Origin of the sequence: Anaerostipes caccae L1-92, from assembly GCF_014467075.1 — a bacterium.
Lineage (GTDB): Bacteria > Bacillota > Clostridia > Lachnospirales > Lachnospiraceae > Anaerostipes > Anaerostipes caccae.
In genome coordinates, this window is sequence record NZ_AP023027.1 from 2,797,936 (window position 1) to 2,815,577 (window position 17,642).

The following is a 17,642-nucleotide window of genomic DNA, read 5'->3' on the forward strand; positions in this document are numbered from 1 at the left end:
TTTTCTACATTAAAATATAGTTTGGTTTCCTTGATGCTATATGTTAAAATGTTAAGAAGATGTAACAAAATGAGATGAAGTAAAATCAGGAGGAATTATGTCAAGTTTTTCACGTTTTAAAAACCAGATAAATACTTTTACAAATATTATAAATACTGAAAAAAGCAAGCACAATAAAAATGAGGCTAAAATCCGTCAGGCTGCCTATGTCGAATATTATAATAAGAGCAAAATTAATCCTCATGCTGTTTTATATGAATCTTATATGGGACGGGGAATGATTTGTAATCCTTATGCTATTTTTAAAACTTTTAAAAGCAGATCTGATTTTAATAAATATGATCATTACTGGGTATTTGAAGATATGGAAGATAACAAAAAGGTAATTGAAGAATATGCTTCATACGATAATGTTCATTTTATCTCCAGGAGTGATGACGAATATTTAAAACAATTGGCCAGTGCAAAATATCTTATTAATAACGTTACTTTTCCACCTCTTTATACTCCAAAAGAAGGACAGATTTATGTCAATACCTGGCATGGTATCCCCTTAAAGACACTCGGTTTTGATTTGCCGGATGGCAATGTTGAAACCCGGAATACCATAAAGAATTTTTTGTCATCAGATTATTTAATTTCTCCAAGTGAGTTCATGACCACAATTTATAAGCAGGCGTTTAAGCTGGATGGTATCTATCAAGGAAATATCATCCAGGAAGGACAACCTCGAAATGATAATCTATTTAATACAAACAGAAATGACATTATAAATAAACTGATTTCCTATGGAGTAAATGTTGATCCGAACAAAAAGATTATCATGTATGCTCCGACATGGAAAGGCGGGGATTACGGAAATCCTGATATAGGGTTAGAGGAGTATTTTAATTTCATAGATACTCTGGAATCTAATATAAATACTGATGAATATCAAGTCTTAGTTAAACCGCATCAAATTGTATACAAGCATATTAAAAATAATAAGAACATTACTTCACAGTTTATACCTGCGATCATTGATACAAATGAAATCTTATCGGTAGTTGATATTTTAGTTTCTGATTACTCCAGTATCTATTTTGACTTTCTGGCAACTGGGCGCCCTATTTTGTTTTATATACCGGATCTTGAAGAATATCAAAAATACAGAGGTCTTTATCATTCTATAGACACTCTGCCTGGCCCAAAGACAAAAATCATGGCAGATATTCCGAAATGGATCAATAATCTTGAGTCTGTTATTGAAACATACAAAAGCATATATCACGAACAAAAAACATCATGCTGTCAATATGATGACGGCAATGTCTGCGGCCGCCTATTAGATATTCTGCTTGAGAACAACAAATCACCGTATCACATTATATCTGATATGGTGACAGAAAAGAAAAAAGTAGTCATATTTGGCAGTGATTTAAAACCTAATGGCATTACTCAGTCTTTATTAAGTTTATTAAATATCATTGACCATGATAAATTTGACATTACATTATTAACTCTTTTAAACAAAAGTATAAATAATACTCCAATTATTAATTCTGTGAATAAGCAAGTAAGAGTCATCACTAAAGTTGCCGGAGCAAACAGCAGTCTGAATGATGATATCCGCTATAAATTGATTATGGAGAAAGGAATAGAAAACAGTCTGTGGGATAAAATTGCTCCTAAATCGTATTTTCGTCGTGAATTTAAAAGAATTTTTGGTAATTCCAGATTTGACTATGCAATTGATTTTACTGGCTACAGCGCTCACCATGCCACTTTATTTGCATTTTCTGATATTCCAAAAAAGTATATCTGGCAGCACAATGACCTGATAAAGGACAGATTCCGTAAAGTAAATGGTCAAATGCCTTTAAATAAAGGACTTAAAGTTGTATTTTCAACTTACCCTTACTATGACAAACTAGTTTCCTGCAGTAAATCAGTCATGGACGTAAACAGAAAGTCTTTATCTACGTCTAAAATAAAAGATAAATTTACATTTGCAAGAAATACGGTTCACTACGAACGCATTCAGGAAGCACTGATGCAGCCCTCTTTCTTAAAGGTTCAAGGAAAGGATTATTATATAAAATGTATAAACGAGAATTTGGATAATCAAAAAATCAACATGGATATAATGGAAATGCCTGACTCCGACTGTACTGTTTTTGTGACTATGGGCCGCCTTTCCCCTGAAAAAAACCATGCTAACCTTATTACAGCTTTCAAAAAGTTTCATCAGGAATACCAAAATACAAAATTATATATCTTGGGTGCAGGCCCTCTGATGGATGATTTGACAAATCAGATTGTATCGCTTGGCCTGACGGATTCTGTTGTTCTTACCGGTAACTTAAATAACCCCTTTTCTTTTGTAAAACAATGTAATTGTTTTATACTGCCGTCGAATTATGAGGGACAGCCAATGGTAATACAAGAAGCCCGGGTTTTGGAAATCCCCATTATACTTTCTGATTTTTCAACAGGAAAAGATACTTATATTGAGAATGGACAGCTGGTCATCAAGAAGGATTCCGAGAGCATTTATAGTGGTTTCAAAGCCTATATGGAAAATAGAGTTCCACAATACAGCTTTGACCCCCATGAATATAATTTATCTGTTTATAAAGAATTTGAACAATTATTTGATTAGAATTAATGGAGAGATATATGGATACAATTAAGAAACGTAAATTATCTTATGAACAATACAAAAAAGGTATTGATCAACAGCTGCAGAGTTCTGCTGCTGGTTTAAAAAACACAATTTTTTATTGCGAATGTTTAAAGAAACCTATTATCAAAAATACTGTCTTCTATGAAGCGGACAGTGGAAGCGGTTTAAAAGGTAAACCTAAATCTATGTTTTTAAATGCAGTTTCTGATTCCAGTCTTACTCATATATGGAGCATTGAATCTCCTGATCTATTGGAGGAAGACTTAACCTATTATGAACAAACCTGTAATATACGTTTTGTAGAAAGGTACTCTTCTGAATATTACGAATCTCTTGCTGTCTCACAGTATTTAGTTACTGACGGTTATTTTACTTCAACATTCGTAAAGCGTGAGGAACAGACTCTAATCTGCACGGGAAATGACTCTGCCTTTACATTTTCAGGATATGACAAAGGTATTAGAAATGTTGATACAGAACAATTTGTGGAACGCCATTACCTGCAGGCAGATTATATTCTCTCTTCAAATGAACAATATCAGAAGACTGTGCTGGAGAGTGCCTATAAATTAAAACATATGTATGACGGTAAAATTATCCAAGGAGTACTGCCCTTTCACCCTTCTCATTCATTGCCTTCTGCGTCCAGGTACAGTACAAACTCAAAAAGTACTGTTTTACTTCTTCCAGCACTGCAGTGCAAAACAGCGGAAGAAATGTCAGCTTCTGCATCATTTTATGCTGATATTATTGAGCAATTAGATTTCGAAGACATTTACATTTCCGTACCACTTGCGGCATATGACATATTTCAATTAAATGATGTGATTAGTCAGTACCTTCTACCTCCTCACATTGACTGCCGGGATCTAAAATATAGATGTGTAATTACAGATGGAAATGTTTTATATGAAGATTTTGTTCAGATGAAAACCCCGGTTTATATCTTAAAAAACAGGTTGTTAAATGAACAATTATATACCGATTTATTGACTTATTGTAATCTAAATCCACAAAGCCCAAAAAAGATTAAAGAAATGGTACAGAATAGCGAAGTAAGTTTTCCATACATTCACACTTTGGATAACTCCATCTGGAGTACTGTAAAAGAAAATGCTTCTTCCCCATTCGTAACATCTTTTCACAGCACAAAAAAAAGAATAGCATTTTTCATCGATTTCCTGCAAAACCTGGATCAGCATGCTTATTTACACTTACTTCATACTTTAGATTGGATCGATTATAACCAGATTGATGTAACTTTAATCGCATCATCTTTCAAGAAAAATGATAAAGAAGTAATCTCTGAAATAAATAAAAATGTCAGATATTTAGACTGTTCAGGCCGGCTTCCTTATGATAAAGAGGCATATGCAGCGCACAGATATCTTTCAAAATATCTCTACAACATGGATAACTCAACAGATATTGTAAATCAGGATATCTTTGAGCTATACAGGAGAAACAGTCAGCGTATTTGTAATAATATTTCTTTTGATACAACAATATTATTTGGATATTTTACTCAAAAGGATTATTTGCTCTTTGAAGGATTTTCTTCAAAGAAAAGATTGTATTTGGGTTATCAGAATCTAGCCAAAGAAAAGGCAATATGGGTGCAGAACAAAACCACTGCTTTTACATTCACCAACAAAATCCGAATATATTCCTCATTTGACGAACGACTCTATTTTAGTGTTGGTCTGCACAGGTCAAATACAGAAGAATATACCGATTTGGCTTCAGATTGTTCCGCTGTCCCAATCCTTCCTTCTAAGAAACAGCTGGAAGATACAACCGATAATATACGTACAGCTGTGTACGATAATCGGGAATATTTTATGATTCCTTGTGGTAATAAACCATTTAAGACGAAAGAGGTTCTATTGTTGCCAAAGGTAGACAAGTCTAAACTCTCTTACCTTTATGTAATAAATAATGATGAAAACAGAGAGATATTATACTTTTTAGAAACATTTTTGAATGGGTGTAATCAGAACGATTGCCAAATGTTTTTAGTAGATAATTACAATTATTTAGATGATAGCATTTTAACTTTTATTGCAAAACATTCCTTATCTGAAAAAATTGTAATACTTAAAAATATATTTTTAAATAAATCCTATGCTTCCCAGTTTGATGGTATTGTTAGTTTACATCCTCAGGACCCACTCGACTATAATGTTTTATTATCACAATTTTTTAGAATTGATACAATAATTGTAGAAGATGATAAATTTCAATTAAAAAAACAACCCATGAAAGACTTATCAGCATTGTCTGAAGTCATTACAAAAGAAATCTCAAAATTATTTCTTTAAAAAATCAAACCCTGCTAACAAAATTTTCTTTGCAGCAGGGTTTAACCTTTTCTATTTTATTATTATATGAATTTTCTGCACCTATTTCCTATTTCTTTGATATACGCCAAAGATAATATCAGTATTTTTAAATTCCCTTCCTCTCCAAATCATATTTCCTTTTGGATACGCATCATAATTTCCTGTTTGATAAACAGGTACTCTCAGCTGTGAACCATTGGATAAACAAATCACAGATATGCAGTATCCTTTTTGTCCTTTTGGCATAACACCTTTAAGTAACTTCCAGGTAAAATGACTTTCATCTGTGTTTGGATAAATTTCCTTTTTTTGAAGGATCTGTCCTCTTTCATCCAGTAACCTAATCTGGAATTTTCCTTTAGAAAATAAAATATTCAGGTCTATGGTATTAAAATCTCTTGACGTTTGGAATGTTTGGCTTAAAATATCCCCTCTCTGCGCAGTGATTTCCCTAGTATGAGATCCTTTCATCTGGGCAGCTGCATAATATTTATTATTTTTATGAGACCGGATACTAAAAATGTCATAACGAATATTTAGCATAACTGCCACACATACTGCGCAAACAAGATAAATTATTAATGATTTTTTAGAAAACGACAATTTATTATCCTTCTTATTTTTCCAGCCGTCATATCCCATAATCGCTGAGTAAGCCATCAATCCCATAAAACAAATACTATATTTAGGATTAGCCTCCCATACACAATGAAATACCATAGCTCCTAATAAAATCAGTGCAATTAGGTAGTTCCACGAATCAGGCTTTTTCAACAAATATAGAACATTAAGCAGCATAAATAACAAAGTAAGGCTCCTAAACAGATAGCAATACATCAGAAGCCCTCCATTGTCCGGACCAGAGATAAAGTCATGCAGCCGAGTATAATCAGGTGCACTGACTAACATTTTACTTGCGTCATCATCTCCAATCAGCCATACTGACCGCAGCTTGATTCCCACTAATTTTGCGGTACCCCTAATTCCTGCCTTTTGATAGTTTTTTATAATCCTCTTAATATTTGCATCTTGTTTTTCTTTCTTTGTCTTAAAACTAGATGTAAACCAAACATCCTCCCTGTTAAATCGCCCATCACCATGAGAGGCCATCATTAGCCAATGGGTAATTGGAAAAGAGTTTTTATTATTTTTAGGCATTATGTCTCCAAAGGCACCCTGAAAGAAGCAGCCTCCAGCCAGGATCCCACATAACATCAGAGCACCTGAAAAAATTATTTTTCGTAAATTTATATTACTTTTGTCTCCGAATACAAAAAAAACAAAAATCAAAGCAATAATCGGAAAGATGTTTGTTATACGAACTTTGATTCCCCAGTATAATATAAATCCTTCCAATATACAAAAGATAATTTTCTTCCAACCACTATTTGCCTTTTTAATTATAAGCATACAGGCTATTACTAACATTAAGATAAAAAACGATGCTGTATGTGTATAATAATATGGTACAGATAAGTAAGTCCATGGATTTAACAGAAAAAAGAATAGAAATAAATTTGCCAGTCTACAAGTCTTTAAAACCCTGATTACATAATACCCCAATAAAATTCCACCATTAATCATTAGGATGTTTAAAACGTTGCCGGCTGCAACCAAGTATTTAGTACCTATTCCCAAGAAAGTTACTATTTTATACCATGTATAGATAACAGCTAGATAACCATAATTATTTGGATATTGTGCAAAATAATTTCTAAAATTGGTCAAAGAAATTTCATGCTTATGTTTAACTATGGAAATCGCTTCATCGTGCAGATATAATAAATCGTTGGTCGGCTGTATTTTTAAATAAAATACAATTATGAGCTGTAAGATAACTGCTATCCCCAGGAATATCAACACAAAATAGTTTTTTTCAATTAGTTTAGATTTAGTAAAACCAATCCAAACAAAAATAAGCAAAGAAAAGCTTAAAAATAAGGCTGCTACACGCATAGCAATAGAAATACTTCCAATTTCTTTATTTAAAACTATAAATGGAAAACTTAAAAGCAGGTAAACCAAGAAAATAGATAACCAAATTAAGGGAGCAGAATATACTAACTTTTTCAGCTTCATTTACTCTCTCCATCGTTATTTAATATAACTTCATTAATAAACCGTGGCCTCGCCTTTGTTTCCAGATAAACTTTTCCGATATATTCCCCAATAATCCCTATGGCCATTAACTGAAATCCTCCCAGAAGCCATATAGACATAATCAGGCTAGTCCACCCGCTAACTGTATTTCCCATAAAATATTGTGCTAAAAAATATAGCAATACAATGACACTGATTCCAGATATAGCAACTCCAAAATCAAATATTAAACGAACCGGCTTTATGCTCAAAGAGGTGATTCCCTCAAAAGCAAAGGATAACATTTTTTTCAGCGGGTACTTACTTTCTCCGGCAAATCGCTCCCCTCTCTCATAGGCAACAGTGTCCGATTTATATCCGATCATAGGTACAATTCCGCGCAGAAATAAATTTACTTCTTTAAATTCAGCAAGTCCTTTTAATGCACGTTTACTCATCAATCGATAGTCCGCATGATTGTAGATGATCTCGCCTCCTAAACGCCTTAATACCTTATAAAAAGTTTCGGCCGTAAACTTTTTGAAGAATGTATCTTTATCTCTCGTACTACGCACTCCATATACAATATCACAACCTTCATTGTATTTTTTGATCATCTCATCAACAGCGTTAATATCATCCTGCAGGTCAGCATCCATAGAGACAGCTGCATCAGCATGCTCTGCCGCGAAATTTAATCCTGCTAGAAGAGCATTTTGGTGTCCTCTATTTTTAGACAGCTTAATGCCGGAAAATAATGAATTCCTATGATGCAATTCTTCAATCATAGCCCATGTCTTATCTTTGGATCCATCGTCTACAAAGATGACGTGACTATTCTCAGAAATCTGCTGATTCTGCATTAGAAACTGCATTTTTTCTTGCAGTCTTGATGATGTCTCCGGAAGTACTTCCTCTTCATTATAACAGGGTACTACAATATATAGTTTCACTTTTACATCCTCCTTAAGTAAAAACAAAGTAGTTATATTTATTGAGATATTTTATATCAGATAATATTCTATTTTATCGTTTGATAACCTCAATGAAATCTTGTAACTTCTAAAAAGCCCAATGTTCTTTTCTCTAAAATACTTTATCTTTCTTATTCCTCCACTTCTTCTAAAGGAAAGAAAAAAATACAATAAATCATAAACATAACCATGGATAATTCCGGAGTCTGAACTGAGTAATCCATAGAAACTGCAATAAAAAAAGATATCCAGATACTTAGTCTTAAAAAAGAAAATTTTTTCATCAACGAATAGACACAGCTTGCCAAAAAAAAGCCTAAATAACAGAACCCAACCGGTATCGAAAATCTAAGCATCTCATTTAAAAAAATATTATGACAATTATTTGTTTTCCATGTAGGTGCAATTTGTAACCAATCCTTAGGATTTAAAGCAAAACGATTCCCTAATCCTCGTGGATTTTCTTTAATTTTTTCTATTGCCATTTTCCAGATTGGAATTCTGGAACCTAAATTACTCAGATCTCTTTCTTGAGCTATCCAACTCAAGATCAATTTTGCTGCTCCTAGAGAAGACATCACCAATAATGTAATTTTAGTAAATAGATATCTTTTATTAGCAAACAGATAGTCAACAAAATCAGCTGCTAAAATAAATACAGCGCAAACTGTAGAAGTGTTTGTATGAGCAATGAGCAAACAGCAGAACAACGTTACAAGACTCAGCAGATAGGTAAGCTTATTACGAAACTTCTTTTTATGGACTACAAATAATCCTATAAATAACAGCAGCATACAGGAATACTGGCATTTATAGAAATAAATCCAGTTAAAACGTTTTTCATAGTAATTAGGATCGATTTTCGTTAAAACAAGTTTAAAATTATATATATGTAAGGACAAATAACCTTTTAAATAAAAAGAAACACCTATAACATTAGTTACAATTATTGCCCAAATTGTATATCGAATTATATTTCCTTGTTCAAATATTTCTTTAGTTTTCACTAACAAAAGTGTTATTAATAATGCGAAGCTAATTGTTGTGTTCCAACAAGCCCAAGAAAATTGAATAACTTCCAAATTATTTAAATATAAAATATTATAACACAGACAAATAGCAAATAACAAAAATCCTCCAAATAAAAATCGAGACATAAACCGTTTATATGGTAAAGCTGTCAATAAAATTATTATTATACCCAGCAGGGCAAAAAAATTAGTTAATATAAATCTGGAATAATAGCCGTCTAATTCGGGGTTTTTTGCTTTAGTTGTTAAGACCGGTAAAATTAACGCCGAAATTACAAAAACTTTTAATATTAAAATAATGATCTTATCTAGTACATTTTTATGCTTCATTAGTCACCCCTATTTAACCTATTAATTTTCATATTCATCCCAATAATGATTCGTTTGAATTAGTTTATAATAATCCTCTGCTAAGATACCAGTTTCCACTAAGTCTCTAAATTTCCCTATTTTATATAAATATTCTACTATTATCATGATATTCATCAAAAGAATACATTTAATAACAATATTTTCTTTTTGTTCTATAATAACATATATTTTTTAATTCTACTACCTGTGGTAAATCAGTTATTTATTTCTTAAATAACCAGATTACATAGAATATTTAAATTCCACCCCTTATAAGTTTTCTGTTAAATAGCTTGCCAGCGGCGTTTATGAAATCATTGAATTACCTCACCTAAATTCACAAACATCTTATACCTGTTACCCCTTTGAACATCAGCCACAACGTTTTTACAAGATGAACATTTTTTTATTCACTCTGAAAACCTTGTCTACCTCTTTATTTCTCCACCCTCTTTTCTTATTTTTTGATTCTTTCTATCTTTCATCAAAAGATTTCATTTCTTCTCAATTTTTTATATTATTATATTAAGTTATATGTCACAATTTATTTTATGCAATACTTCTGATAGTAATGTCGATGATACTCCTTCTGTATGTGGTAAAAACACAACATCAACACCTACTTGAGCAAATTCATCGATCATTTTATTGTACATATCGCTACCCTTCCAATCTGATCCATGAAACAGAGCATCAAAATGAAGATTTTTCCATGCCTCCATTTTATTCATATTTTTTTGTGGAACTGCTTCGTCAACACATTTTAGCTCTTGTACTATAGCAATTCTTTCTTCAAATGGAATAATTGGCGTTTTATTCTTGTAGCTTTTAACAACTTCATCAGTACTCACACCAACAATTAAATAATCACATTGTTCTTTAGCTCTTTTAAGAATATTAAGATGTCCAATGTGAAACATGTCATATACTCCTGTTGTATATCCTATTTTATAATTTTTCATTTTCTCTTCCTCGTAATAAGTTGTAGTGTTTATAAGCCCTCTCCAGGGACTGATACCATAATTTTGGAGATACTGTGAAATGGTATTTCTTCCTTTTAATCCATGTCTATGAAAAGATTCCAAGCCTATTAAATACTATTTATAGAAGTTTTCAAAATTTAAGCCCAAATTACACTTATGTAATTTAATATAAAAAGCATTATAAGAATTAAATTTTAAAAACAGGTCTATCTAACGGTGATAGGATATTGTACCACTACCGCCACTTATGTAGTAAGTGTCACCAACAATCATATTTCCCATATCGCTTAACATAAAAATGGCCAAATTTGCAATTTCTTCAGGAGTCGCATATCTGTGAGATGGCTGGTGTTCAAAATAAAGATTTTTATTATTAACATCCTTAACCATTGAAGTAGCCGTTGGACCTGGAGCAATGGCATTAACAATAATACCATATGGTAAGAGGACATCAGCCAATCCTTTCGTAATTCCATTAACTGCCCATTTAGATATTTGATATGGAGTTGAAGCAGGTCTTAAAGCAGATGACGAAGAGACGTTTAATATATGCCCTTTAATCCCTTTTTCAATCATTTGCTTTGCTACTGCTTGACTGATAAAATAAGTTGCTTTTACATTAATATTCATTACTTTATCGAATTCCTCGACACTTTCATTAAGGAAGTTTAATTCTCCATGAATACCAGCTGAATTAACAAGAATATCAATGCGATTTTCAGGAAAAATCGAAGTAATCTCTCTCAATATATTTTCAACATCATCTAAGCTACTTAGATCAAAATTATAACTTTTTGCATTTTCTCCCAACTCCAAAGATAGCTTATTTAATTTAGCTACATTGGTCCCACATAATATAACTTTTGCCCCGCTGGCAACTGCCTGCTTTGCAATTGCAAACCCAATGCCACCAGTCCCACCAGTTATCAAAATCACTTTATTCTGAAGAATTTTATTTGTATCTACAGGTTGATAAATAGGTATTATCTCCTTTTGGGAAAACATATTTTTAATCTTTCTAAATAATCTACGAATTAAATTCACTGTAACTCTCCCATCATTTTATTTCACGGGTTTAATATATTTTTAATTTTATCTTTAACATCACTTGGTAATAGTTTAGTGATACCTTTTTTCAGAGATACAGATGCTGTAGAATGATTATTTGTATTCGAAGCATAAATATCACGTATTAATTCAGAATCTTCATCAATATCTATAAATATCTCTAGAAATAACGGTGTTTCTGATTCTTGCGCAAAAATTGAAAGAGCATCTCTAACCTCATCATTGCTGGCAGCTGAAAAGTATTCAAATCCAAGTGATTCTACCCATCCTTTAGCAGTTCTTTTATTTTGCGCACATACAAATTTATCCATACCAGTATATGGCAACTTAATTTTAAACTCTTCTCCACCGCCATTATTTAATAAAATTATTCTTACATTATTTTTTATACCTCGAATGCTTATTCCATTCATTCCATAAAAGAAACTCAAATCTCCTATTAAAAGGAAAGACAAGTTTTCTGTCACTAATGAATGACCGATGAATGTAGCGAGACATCCATCAATTCCTAAAGCACCTAGATTGCTGTAGTACTTAACAGTCTTATTAAAATCAAAAAATTGAGTGATCCTCGTACTGTTTAAAATAGCTGTATGAAGAATTGAATAATCAGGAATGCTCTTTGAGAGTTCTCTTGCAATACTTAAGCTTGAAAATTTTAAATCACCCAAATTTATAGAACTGGCCGCATTATTCCATTTCTTATAATATTCATGATTTGCTTCACTAAAATCAACACACGTTAATTTTTGAAAAAACTCAACAAAATTTCCTTCAAAGATATTTGTTAAAGAAAAATAAGGATCTCTTACACATCCAGAATCTGAAACAAGCCAATTTTCAATTTTCTTATTATACATTCTCAATATCTCTTTGAGTTTGTAAGTTGCAACAAAATTTCCTAGGGATATCACTATATCAGGTATTAATTCAGGTCTCTTAAACGCATATTCTGTCTCTGTTATCGGATAAGTAATTACGCATCCGTTACAGTTCAAATTAGAAACAGCTTCTACTGAGTAAAAGCAATCATACTTTTCAAAAAAAGAATTAAATAATTTTATCTGTGTTTCTTTTATATTTAAGTTTTCTCCAACAACTATCATAATTTTCTTATTCCTTAAATAACTTGAAAATGTAGAAAAGTCTGTGTTTGAAATAGTATGTCGTTCAATTATTCTTTGTTTTGGAAGTACCTTCTCACTGCATTCCAAAGATAATGTAATAGGAATGTTGATATGTACTGGACCTGTACCATGATGATTTAATTCTAATAAAGCTTCATTTACTAAACGATTACAATACCACTCATCCATTTCTGTTTTAACAGCCGGAAGTGCAACCTCTTTTTTAATACAACCTTTGAAAATCCCTACTTGATCAATTTTTTGAAGTTCTAGTTGATCAAGCAGAGATGACAATCCATCCGATGTAATCGCAACAACCGGTACATTTTGATAAAAAGCTTCTGTTATTCCAGGCAAATAATTACTTACTGCAGTCCCAGCAGTACATACGCAAGCCACTGGCCTCCTCAACTGCTGTGCCATTCCTAAAGCAACATATGCAGCATTTCTTTCATCAACCACTGAATAACAATTGAACTCTTTATCGTATTCAAATGATTTTACAATAGGTGCATTTGAACCACCTGGGGATAATACAACATCTTTAATTTTATACTCTTTGAGAAGCTTTAAAAGTATTTGAACACTTTTTTCGTTTGAATACATAAAAATCTCCTTTTTAACTTTTTAAGTTCTTTTCATAAAGATCCATTAATTTCTTTCTATTAAAAACTAACAGCATTAAAATGACACTTATCACAATATATCTTGCTATTGAATTTGAATATAATATTAGAATTATAAATGAACTTATCAGCAAAAATATAGATATCAGTAAAATAAATTTAATATCATAAACTGGTTTACTCTTATTCTCTCTGAGCACTTTATTCATAAAAATAAAATGCATTATGCAGAATAAAATAAAACATACTAGAGTCGTATAAGCAGCTGCAATATACCCAAACAATTGTATGAAAATATAATTAAGAATTACATTTATTGCAGCACCAAAACATGACGCAAATGTAATATATTTTTTTTGTTCATAAAATAATTCGACATTACTAAAAATAGGATATAAAAACTGAAAAAATGCCGCAGATGAGACTATAGGTATAATAGAAAGAGATGGATAATAAGCCTCGGTCATCATTAATCTAAATACATCTGGTATAAAGCACATAAGTAATATACAACCTAAAGCAACAATAACAACTGCTATATTAACAACTTTTTTTAATTTATCAGTTTTACCATCTCTCATCCTTTTAAAAGTAAACGGAGTAATAACAGCTTCAATTCCACTTGTAACAAGAGTAATTAACATTGAGAAATTATAGGCAACGCTATACATTGCAGCATCCGAATTGCTGCACATTTTCGATATCATGACCCTATCTGACTGATTTAAAATCTGGTAAGATAAATAATGTGGAATCAAAACCATATTAAATGTAAATATATATCTCCAAATTGACTTGTCATAGAATTTCTTACCCTTTGCCAAATTGCTAATGCCTAACACTAAACCAAAAAAGATTTGTACTCCTAATAAACTAAGAATTCTAGCATCAGCTTTATTCGTAGAATATAGCACTAAAAAATAACCAATAATGGGATTAATAATAGCCGTAAGCACAGATACTAAAACTACTTTTTTATACGAATAATCAAATCTCATTTTTTGAGACCATACATTAATTGGTATTTCAAAGAGAACTTGCAGAAACACTGCCAAAGTAATTATCTGAGTTAATCCAAAAAAACCCGATATCTTTTTAATATTCACTAACGACAGAACCAAAAAGATTACAGAAATTGTAATACCCAATCCCTGTGCGGCAGCGGCATACTCATCTTTTTTTTCGATATTTTTTGATAGACCGACATTAAAACTGCCTGTCCATACATTCATTGTAATAGTAATAGTGACGAGAAGAACCCAAGATTGATACAAAGATAAAATTCCATACTCCTCTGTAGACATCATCCTAGTGAATAAAGGTAACGTTATAAAAGAAATCCCCTTCAGTAATACATTTGAAATAGTAAACCATAATGCCGCTTTAATTGGTTTTGAAAGATTATTATATTTCCTCAGCAATATATTCATGAAAGAACCTCGATCTATTTATCTGTCTTTGTCATATTATTATAGTTCATTACTGCTTTTAAATAAGTATTTTTGAATTCAACAGTATTCGCAAGATCGATCATACTTGCTATGTCATCAATTGTACTGCATGAAGGAAATCCTAAATTATTTATTCCAACAAAAAAATTTCTTCTCTTTGTAAGATTGACTGAACTAAAAGGTATCCCTTTAAAAGCAGCATCAATCATTGATATAGAATGTTCACCAAATACAAAGTCAGCAGTTGTCAGGTCTTCATCAAGAGTACTTCTCGAAAAGGAGAACCGAAATTCCTTTCCATCATCTGGAATAGGCATATTGCTTGATAATGTTAAATTTTCTAATCCTAACCATTCAAAATAATTATGTACTCTATTTATCGCATTTACACCCACATTTTGTGGATGAATCCAAGTAGGATGGCATCTGTATATAAAATGGATATTAGGAAATCTTCTAGCCATTTGAACAAAAGCATCAACCATAATGTCATCATCAGATCTATTTTTTAACGCTGTCCAATCACCGGAACCCGATGCAACTATTAACACATTTTTTACATTCATTGGAAATTTGGGCTCTGGTAAATATAGTTTATTTCTAAAAGGTATCATCTCATATGGTAACCCCTGATTTTTGAACAATTGAGTCCCTAATATATCCCAACAAAAGTACTTGACATTATTAGGTTTAAAAAAATAATCTTTATGAGAATAATTTGGGGGAAGATAGCCATCTTGAGCCCATCGAACTTCATATTTATCTTCATCTGGTACATTACACTTCCCATGTTCATGCCAAGTTGTCATGTAAGTACAAAACTGCTTCGTTTCAAATTCTCCTTTGTTTAATCTATGACATTCTTCTTCAGAAGGTTTAAATGGTATGCTCAATCTATAGTCTATTCTATTCATTTTTCCTAAAAAAACATATTTGTGACCTTTATAATACGCTACACTCACTTCATTAGGTTGATGTATAAAAGTTCTTTTTATTACTAATGATTTTAATTTTCTCAATAAACGTATTTTTTTTAATCTCAGCTTAATCTTTTGTTTAAATGTTAATGCTTCGGAGTGATAATAATAATCGCATTCCAGAAACTTAAACCCCATTCTTTCCCATGCTTTTAACTCTATTCCTAAGTCATCAGAAAATATATATTTTTTCCCTTTCTGAAATTGAGAAACAACTTTTGAAATAACCAAAATATTTTTCTTCTTTTTTATATTTTTTAGATACTCTTCATATGGTATACTACTAGAAGAATAAGATTCTAAATCTATTTTCTCCATTTCTGTATCAGACAAAAAATCTGCAAAAGTATAAAAATCAATATTTACGAACAACGATTCCAGGAATTTTCTTTCATTCTCAAACAAAAAATGAGTAGTAATAATAACATTCTTATCTTCTTTTAAATCAGCATATTTTTTTAAACTATCAAGTTTAACATTTTGTGAAAAAACGAAAATAGCCATATTCTACCCCTTCCTTTTTATTTTATTTAAAGATAATTTGAAAACTGCAAAAAATAGTTCTTTTCTGCTATAAAATACTTTTATTGAATTTTTTAAACTTGAAAGATCATAGGAACAGGGGTTTTTCCTTATTACAAAATTTAAATATAACCTACTAATAAATATAAGATTATCATTTTTAATAGTTAAAAATGTAGAAGTTTTAATATCTCCATTTATCAATAATTTCAAAATAATTGCCAAATATTCTACGCAAAAAGCATAAAATAAATCATACTTTGCCTTAGATATTCCATTCACCGGCAATTCATTAAAGATCTTTCTATTATCAATAATATAATTTTCTCTTTCTTTCTCTGCGAAAAGAACATCCATATGAGGAAATAACTCATTAAAATTAGATATATCAACGGGCAGTTTTTCAAAATCACTTTTCCATATTGTCATGCCTGTGGACCAAGAAGACCAATATGATAAATTACATACAAATTCATCAAATGTTTTAAACATATTTTCTTTTCGCTCAAGCATCAATACCCCATTAGAATAATAAATAATAGGTTTTTTTTCTTTGTGTCTGTCGATAAAGTCTATTAGTATTTGTAATGTCCCATCAATCAAAAGTGTGCGGTGATTGACAAATTTAATTAATTCACCGGAAGCTCTTTTATAAGATTCAATTTCATTATGAAATGGAAGCACCTTTGTTTCCGCATAAAGGATATTGTCATGCTCAGAGGCATATTTTTTAATTAATCTTTTAAATTCAATATTGTTCCCATTATCAGTAATTACAACTTCAAATAACGAATTATCACAACCTTGTTTATATATACTTTCTAAAACTGGAAAAACCCATTCGACAACCCCATTTGTCGGCATACACAAAGATAATAGCGGTTTACTCATTGTTTTCCTCTTCCCCCATGATTTTTAAATAGTCATCATAATCACGTATATATTCTTTACTATTGTAGTGAGTACTTGCAAGCACCAGTAGTACTGAATCAGACGAGAAATCATACATATCTTTCCAAATCATTGTTGGAATATATACCCCCATCATTGGTTTATTTAATTCAACGACAAACTCTTCTTTTCCATCTGTAATTCTGACCTTGCTTTTTCCAGATACATTAATTAGAACAAATTCTGACTCTTTATTTGCATGTTGTCCTCTAACAACCATTGAGTCGGATTCGTAAATATAAAATACTCTTTGTATATCAAAAGGTATCCCTTTTCCACCTTCTATAACAACTAACTTTCCTCTTTCGTCACCTAAATCATCAAAATGTATTATTGGACATTTTTCTTTTATAGACATATTTTATAAACCGCCTTTCTTCGAAAGGCACTGATAGGGTTATGAAACATTTCAAACTTCATCTTCCTTTCGTACCTTTATATTATCCCCCCTTTTATAGATTGCTATATGCTATAGAATCTGAGGAGGTGAAGTGG

Annotated in this window: 12 protein-coding genes; 2 read left to right on the forward strand and 10 right to left on the reverse strand. The window is 31.4% G+C overall.

What is annotated here, in order from left to right; all coding sequences use genetic code 11:
- Positions 1–97: 97 nt before the first annotated feature.
- Together ANCC_RS13560 and ANCC_RS13565 are read left to right on the forward strand one after the other, a co-directional pair.
- Complete coding sequence (locus ANCC_RS13560) at positions 98–2,641, forward strand: glycosyltransferase (protein ID WP_006565702.1); 2,544 nt, start codon at positions 98–100, stop codon at positions 2,639–2,641.
- A gap of 17 nt (positions 2,642–2,658) precedes the next feature.
- Positions 2,659–4,986 carry a CDP-glycerol glycerophosphotransferase family protein gene (locus ANCC_RS13565; protein WP_039946148.1) on the forward strand — a complete coding sequence of 776 codons (2,328 nt, stop codon included), beginning with the start codon at positions 2,659–2,661 and terminating at the stop codon, positions 4,984–4,986.
- Between the two features lie 81 nt (positions 4,987–5,067).
- Here ANCC_RS13565 and ANCC_RS13570 read toward each other — a convergent pair whose 3' ends face one another.
- The 10 genes from ANCC_RS13570 to ANCC_RS13615 all read right to left on the reverse strand — a co-directional run bounded on the left by ANCC_RS13570 (position 5,068) and on the right by ANCC_RS13615 (position 17,505).
- Positions 5,068–7,086, reverse strand: coding sequence for a hypothetical protein (locus ANCC_RS13570; protein WP_006565704.1), 2,019 nt, complete (start codon positions 7,084–7,086; stop codon positions 5,068–5,070).
- Complete coding sequence (locus tag ANCC_RS13575) at positions 7,083–8,039, reverse strand: glycosyltransferase family 2 protein (protein WP_233458294.1); 957 nt, start codon at positions 8,037–8,039, stop codon at positions 7,083–7,085. The genes ANCC_RS13570 and ANCC_RS13575 overlap by 4 nt, the downstream gene beginning before the upstream one ends.
- 152 nt (positions 8,040–8,191) lie before the next feature.
- Entirely contained in the window at positions 8,192–9,421 is a 1,230-nt protein-coding gene (locus ANCC_RS13580) for an O-antigen ligase family protein (protein ID WP_006565706.1), read from the reverse strand.
- 551 nt (positions 9,422–9,972) lie between these two features.
- Positions 9,973–10,404, reverse strand: coding sequence for an FAD synthase family protein (locus tag ANCC_RS13585; RefSeq protein WP_039946149.1), 432 nt, complete (start codon positions 10,402–10,404; stop codon positions 9,973–9,975).
- Positions 10,405–10,635: 231 nt separating this feature from the next.
- A complete protein-coding gene (locus ANCC_RS13590; RefSeq protein WP_050754270.1) occupies positions 10,636–11,469 on the reverse strand; it encodes an SDR family NAD(P)-dependent oxidoreductase in 834 nt (277 codons plus the stop codon).
- 23 nt (positions 11,470–11,492) lie between these two features.
- On the reverse strand, positions 11,493–13,226 hold the full coding sequence (menD, locus tag ANCC_RS13595; RefSeq protein WP_006565710.1) for a 2-succinyl-5-enolpyruvyl-6-hydroxy-3-cyclohexene-1-carboxylate synthase: 1,734 nt from the start codon (positions 13,224–13,226) through the stop codon (positions 11,493–11,495).
- Positions 13,227–13,239: 13 nt separating this feature from the next.
- Entirely contained in the window at positions 13,240–14,676 is a 1,437-nt protein-coding gene (locus tag ANCC_RS13600) for a lipopolysaccharide biosynthesis protein (RefSeq protein WP_006565711.1), read from the reverse strand.
- A gap of 14 nt (positions 14,677–14,690) precedes the next feature.
- Entirely contained in the window at positions 14,691–16,178 is a 1,488-nt protein-coding gene (locus ANCC_RS13605) for a hypothetical protein (RefSeq protein ID WP_006565712.1), read from the reverse strand.
- Between the two features lie 3 nt (positions 16,179–16,181).
- Positions 16,182–17,087 (reverse strand): glycosyltransferase family protein, encoded by a 906-nt coding sequence (locus ANCC_RS13610; RefSeq protein WP_006565713.1) that lies wholly within the window; start codon positions 17,085–17,087, stop codon positions 16,182–16,184.
- Positions 17,080–17,505 (reverse strand): sugar 3,4-ketoisomerase, encoded by a 426-nt coding sequence (locus tag ANCC_RS13615; protein WP_006565714.1) that lies wholly within the window; start codon positions 17,503–17,505, stop codon positions 17,080–17,082. The genes ANCC_RS13610 and ANCC_RS13615 overlap by 8 nt, the downstream gene beginning before the upstream one ends.
- Positions 17,506–17,642 lie beyond the last annotated feature (137 nt).